Here is a 5207-nt window from a genome sequence, read left to right on the forward strand (position 1 = left end):
GGCGGCCGGCCGCCGTGGCACGCCGTCGCGCGCCCAGTGCTCGGCCGCCGCCACGAACGCGTCCTGCAGGCTGTCCTCGGCGAGGTCGAACCGCCGCCGCCGTGGTCAGCTGCCGGCCTCCGCCCCCGGCACCAGCGGCCGCACCTCGACCACCCCGGAGGGCAGCTCAGGCGTGAGCGCCAGCGCCTCGTCGAGGTCGGCCGCCTCGACGAGGTAGAACCCGGCGAGCTGTTCGCCGGTCTCCGCGAACGGCCCGTCGGTCACGCTGACCTCGTCGCCCCGGCGCCGCAGCGTGGTCGCCGCCCCGGTGGGCGCGAGCTCCGCCCCGCCGCGCATCGCGTCGCACTCCCCAGGATGCGCATGAACCGCTTGTGCCGGGCGTGGATCCCCGCCGGAACCGCTCGTCCGCGTCCTGCCAGACCCCTCTCGTCGTCGTGCCACCATGACGCCGCCCTCACCCGGAATTCGACACCACCGCGACGTCGAGGGACCGCTCCTTCAGGATGCGCCGTACCTTCCAGAAGGCCGACTGAATGCCGTTGCGCGGGAACGATATGGAATACGGCGCGGCGAGCTCCGGCACGTAGTCACAGCCATCCTCGGCAAGCACGGCGACCCGGTCGAAGCCATACCTGCCCTGGAACAGCCCGATCTCGTGCACGACGTTCTGCCGGGCAAACCGCTTTCCCTCGGCGGTGAGGTCCTCGACGGTGAGCACGCAGACGGCGAACGAGCACAGCGCCAGGTTCGCCTCGAGCGCCTCGGTCACCGCCACGCTGCCCCAGGTCTGGCGCTCGAAGAAGTGCACCGGCAGACCGAGCTCGGTCTCGATGAGCTCCTTGACGGCGAGCCAGTCCGAGCTTCCGCCGTGTGCGATGAAGACGCCGGGTGGCTCGATCATCGCGCGCCGGCCGGCGTCGAGTGAGCGGATCAGGTCCCGCGCGACCTTCGGGAAATGCGCGTGCCCACCGTGCCCCACATATCGGAGTTTGTGCCGCGCCAGTGCCATGCCGAGCAGCGCGCCCAGTTCCACCTGGAGCCGATCGGAGGTGATGACGGCAAGTAGCCCGGCCGCGAAGACGTCGCCGGCCCCGGTGTCGTCCTCCACCTCGCCGGCCGGCAGGGTCGACTGCGCGTAGTGCTCCCTGCGCACCTCACCGCCGGTGCGCGTGAAGGTCGAGATCCCGGACGGCTTCTTCACCAGGATCATCGCGTCGGGCTGGGCGCGGCACAGCAGCCGGTCGGCCACGAGCGTGTCGTCGTCGCCCTCGGCATGCTCGCCGAGTGCCCGGAACTCACGATTGTTGAGAATCAGGAAGTCGGCGAGCCCGACGAGCTCGGCGATCGCCGGCGTGGGGCTGGTCGCCCAGACGTGACCGGGATCGAACGAGATCATCGTTTCCGGACTGCGTTGCTTGACCGTCTCCAGCACGGCCAGCATCCGTTGCGGCGTGCGCGGATCGAGAAATGACGTCAGGTGAATCACGCGGGCGGCGGACAGATATTTTACGACCGCCTCGAAATCATCTTCCAGATAATCGGCCATCAGTTCGTTCGCACCCGCATGGGTCAACAGGGTGCGCTCGCCGTCCTCGATGAACGAGAAACAGATCCCGCTCAGCACCTCGGTGTGCTGACGGACGCCGGAGTCGTCGATTCGCAAAATCTGCATCTGCCGGGTGCTGGAAATTCCCGGCATCGGCATTCGGCCGGCGACGCCGACGTAGCCCAGGCGCAGCCCGAGATCGGTCTGCGCGATCGCCATGATGGCATTGAACGCCGAGCCGCCGAGGTTCACCTTCAGCGAGCCGGCGTCGGCCGCCTCCAGCGCGGCGTAGATCACGTCCGCGCCGACGTCACGCTCCGCGCCCCGCTCGATCGCCGTCCCGTCGCCCAGAACGCCCTCGAGCCGGGTGGTGAGCGAGGCGCTGTTCTCCGATGTCTGGCGGTGCACAGCCGAGGCGGTCGCGATGTAATCGAGATTGATGGCGCCGACGCCGACGACGTCGAACTGGAATTTCGAACTCCTGGATTCCCCGGCCAGTCTTCCCTGAGTATATTCAATCATCTCAGTTCATTCCTTTCGATCAAACCCTCTCGAACGAGCATACGCTCGATCTCGAGAAAGGTCGCGTCCACGCGTCCCCTGGGAAACGGAAGTCGAATGAGTCCCGCCGCGTTGGAGAACATCTCGCAACCGTCCTCCACCAACATCGCGACGCGGCCGAAACCGTATCTACCGTGAAAAATTCCCGCCTGATGCACGACATCCTGATCGGCCCGGCCCTGCCCGTCGGCCGTCGCCGCCCCGACCGTCAGGACGCATACGGCGAAGCTGCATTTCGTCAATATCATTCGCATCGCGTCGGCCACGGGTATCTGCGAATCGGACCGGTCCAGCTCGAAAACGGTGAGCCGGCAGTCGATCTCGAGGAACTCGCGGAGATCGAGCGACGGCGGCGTGCCGTCGTGCGACAGGAACACCCCGTTCGGCCGAGGCCGCTCACGGGTCAGGCTCTCCCTGATCTGCAGGAACCCGTGGGCCAGCGCCGGCAGGCCCGAACCCCGCAGCTTGTGTCGGGCCAGGCTGAGACCGAGCAGGGAGCCCAGCTCGGCCTGGATCTCGCGCGAGGCCAGTCCGGCGAGTACGGCTGCCGAGAAGACGTCGCCGGCCCCGGTCGCGTCCTCGAGCCCGGTCTCGGCCGTGAGCGGCAAGGCGAGCCTGAACTGCTCCGTCGTGAGGCCTCCCCGCCCACTGCGGAAGACCTCGACGAAGTCGTACCGTTTCGTGACGAAGACCGTCGCGCCGGGGCCGCAGCGCGCCAGCAGCGTCCACGCGACCTCGGAGTCGAGTTGGCCGTGACGGTAGTTGCCCAGCGCCTTGAACTCTCGAAAGTTGACGAACACGTAGTCGGCGAGCCGGAGGATGCCCAGGATCGCCTCGGTGGGGTTCAGCGCCCAGTCGTGCCCCGGGTCGAAGGTGATCACCATCGCCGGGTTGAGTTCCTTGGCCAGCGCCAGGACGGCCAGCTGCTCCACCGGGCTCTCGCCGTCCAGCAGCGACGTGACGTGGACGATGCGCGCGCTCGCCAGATACTGGGCGATCCGCTCCCGATGCTGCCGCAGATATGTCGCCATGTGCAGGTTGGCACCGGGGCAGGTGAGTAACGTCCGCTCCCCGTCGTCGATGTACGAGAGGCACATGCCGGACGGGCGCATCGGCAGCTTGTGTACCCATCGCCGATCGATGCCGAGCAGATCCATCTGATGGGTGAACGACAGGCCGAGCATGCCGACCTCGCCGAGGACGCCGACGTAGCCGCACCGGACACCCACGCGCATCTGGCTCAGCGCGAACACGGTGTTCCACGCCGACCCGCCCAGCGCGGTCTGCAGTGACGATGACCCGAGCTGGTCGATGACGGCCAGGATGACCTCTTCCGAGGCCCGGCCCTCGACGTTGCCCTCGAAGCGCGCGGCCGATTCGACGACCCAGTCCGCCATGCGTTTCGTCAGGCTTGACGCGCCCGCGATGTAGTCGACGTTCAGTGCACCCAGCCCGACGACGTCAAGACGGCTTCGGGTTCCGGTCACAACACCCTCCGAGTGCCGCAGCGGCTACTCAAGTGTCGCATCACCATCGATAGATGGGCAATGGCCCTCGCCGCGGCCTCGAGCGTCGTCGCCGACGGGCGGGCCGCACGGCACCCCCCGGCCACGTGCCATGCAAGCGGATGCCCATCGCAGGCGTGTGCGGTTCCATGCCAGTGCGGTACACCAATGGGCGTGGTTCGCCGGCGTCCGATTTCTTCAAGACCCTGGCGCGGACTCCTCGTACCGTCGGTGCCCGTGGCACCTACATTCAACGCGATCGGCCTTGCGGTGGCCGACATGGCAGCATCCCTTTCCTTCTACCGCCGGCTCGGCCTTGAGTTTCCGGCCGGTGCCGAGCAGGACCCGCACGCCGAGGCGACGGTCGCCGGAGGCATCCGTCTCATGTGGGATACACACGCCTCATTGCAGTCTCTCGACGCGGACTACCAGCCGGGGCCGCCCTCCGGCGGCTGGGCCTTCCTGTGCTCCGATCCGGCTGAGGTCGACAGTTCCTACGCCGACCTGGTCGCCGCCGGGCACCCGTCGGTCAAAGCGCCCTGGGACGCCCCGTGGGGACAGCGTTATGCACAGGTACGAGATCCGGACGGCAACGTCGTGGACCTTTTCGCCTGGTCGAAGTCAGCGGAGTAGAGCGCTGAGCGGCACGCCGGCCAACGCCCGCACCTCGCGTGCAAGATGGGCCTGGTCGGCGTAGCCCGCGTCGGCCGACACCGTCGCGAACGGCCGGCCGGCCCGGGCCAGAGCGACGGCCCGCTGTAACCGCAAGATCCGGTGTAGGGTCTTCGGCCCGTAGCCGAAGGCGGTGTTGCTGCGCCGCTGCAACTGCCGGGAACTGAGCCCGCACCGCTCAGCGACCGAGCCCACGGGCAACCCGGCCCGCGCGGCACCGGCCAAGGCGACCATCGCGCGGTCGGCCCCCTGCCAGCGCCGGCTCGCGGCCTCGGTCAGCGCGGCGACAGGATCGTCTGCCTCGGCGATGGCGCGCACGTCGGCCGCCGGCCACAGCGCGTCCAGCGGCACACGACGATCGACCAACTCGGAGGCGGGCACGCCCAGCACGCCGGGGCCGGTGCCGGCGCCGAACCGCAGCGCGGCATGCCGGCTGCCAGGCGAGGGAAGCCCGACCTGTGCGGTCGTGTCCGGCCCGGCGACGAAGACCGCACCGTCCTGCCAGATCAGGTCTAGGCAGCCGTCCGGCAGAATACGTTTCGGAGCACCGCCCAGCGGCGTGACACTCCGCCACGCGACGACGTATGGCAGCGCTGACGTCCATTCCTCGTACACGCCCTCGACCATTCCACAGACGTGCGACAAGTGACGACGGCGCACGCTCCCGGGAGGGGTTCGGGCCGGGAAGTGGACCAGGTGGTGCACCGTCTGATTCGCTGATCCGCCCGGCGCTTGACGCAACGGTGTTGCACCGCTGCGGGGCCGACGATCAAGACGCGGAGCACCCACGGCCGTGCCCGGTCGCCGGCGTGCAGCGGCAGGGCCCGGGCCAGGCGCAGGCGCGCGGTGTCGGTGCCCAGCGGGCGGCCGACACGGCGCAGTGCGCGGCCGACACGGCGCAGTGCGCGGCCGACACGGCGCAG

At 68.9% G+C, this 5207-nt stretch carries 5 protein-coding genes; 1 reads left to right on the plus strand and 4 read right to left on the minus strand.

Going from position 1 to position 5207, the window contains the following annotated elements; genetic code table 11:
* Positions 1-105: 105 nt before the first annotated feature.
* From ABT297_RS42635 to ABT297_RS42645, 3 genes are all read right to left on the minus strand, one after another.
* Positions 106-336 (minus strand): YciI family protein, encoded by a 231-nt coding sequence (locus ABT297_RS42635; RefSeq protein WP_350559801.1) that lies wholly within the window; start codon positions 334-336, stop codon positions 106-108.
* A 118-nt stretch (positions 337-454) separates the two neighbouring features.
* On the minus strand, positions 455-2068 hold the full coding sequence (locus tag ABT297_RS42640) for a PfkB family carbohydrate kinase (protein WP_350559804.1): 1614 nt from the start codon (positions 2066-2068) through the stop codon (positions 455-457).
* On the minus strand, positions 2065-3504 hold the full coding sequence (locus ABT297_RS42645) for a PfkB family carbohydrate kinase (protein WP_350559807.1): 1440 nt from the start codon (positions 3502-3504) through the stop codon (positions 2065-2067). The genes ABT297_RS42640 and ABT297_RS42645 overlap by 4 nt, the downstream gene beginning before the upstream one ends.
* A 345-nt stretch (positions 3505-3849) precedes the next feature.
* Between ABT297_RS42645 and ABT297_RS42650 the strand changes: the two genes are divergently transcribed.
* Entirely contained in the window at positions 3850-4245 is a 396-nt protein-coding gene (locus ABT297_RS42650; protein WP_350559810.1) for a VOC family protein, read from the plus strand.
* Here the strand turns inward: ABT297_RS42650 and ABT297_RS42655 are convergent.
* Positions 4234-4899 (minus strand): helix-turn-helix domain-containing protein, encoded by a 666-nt coding sequence (locus ABT297_RS42655; RefSeq protein ID WP_350559813.1) that lies wholly within the window; start codon positions 4897-4899, stop codon positions 4234-4236. The two genes, ABT297_RS42650 and ABT297_RS42655, sit on opposite strands and share 12 nt — an antisense overlap.
* Positions 4900-5207: the final 308 nt, after the last annotated feature.

This window comes from Dactylosporangium sp. NPDC000555 (assembly GCF_040300025.1).
Lineage (GTDB): Bacteria > Actinomycetota > Actinomycetes > Mycobacteriales > Micromonosporaceae > Dactylosporangium.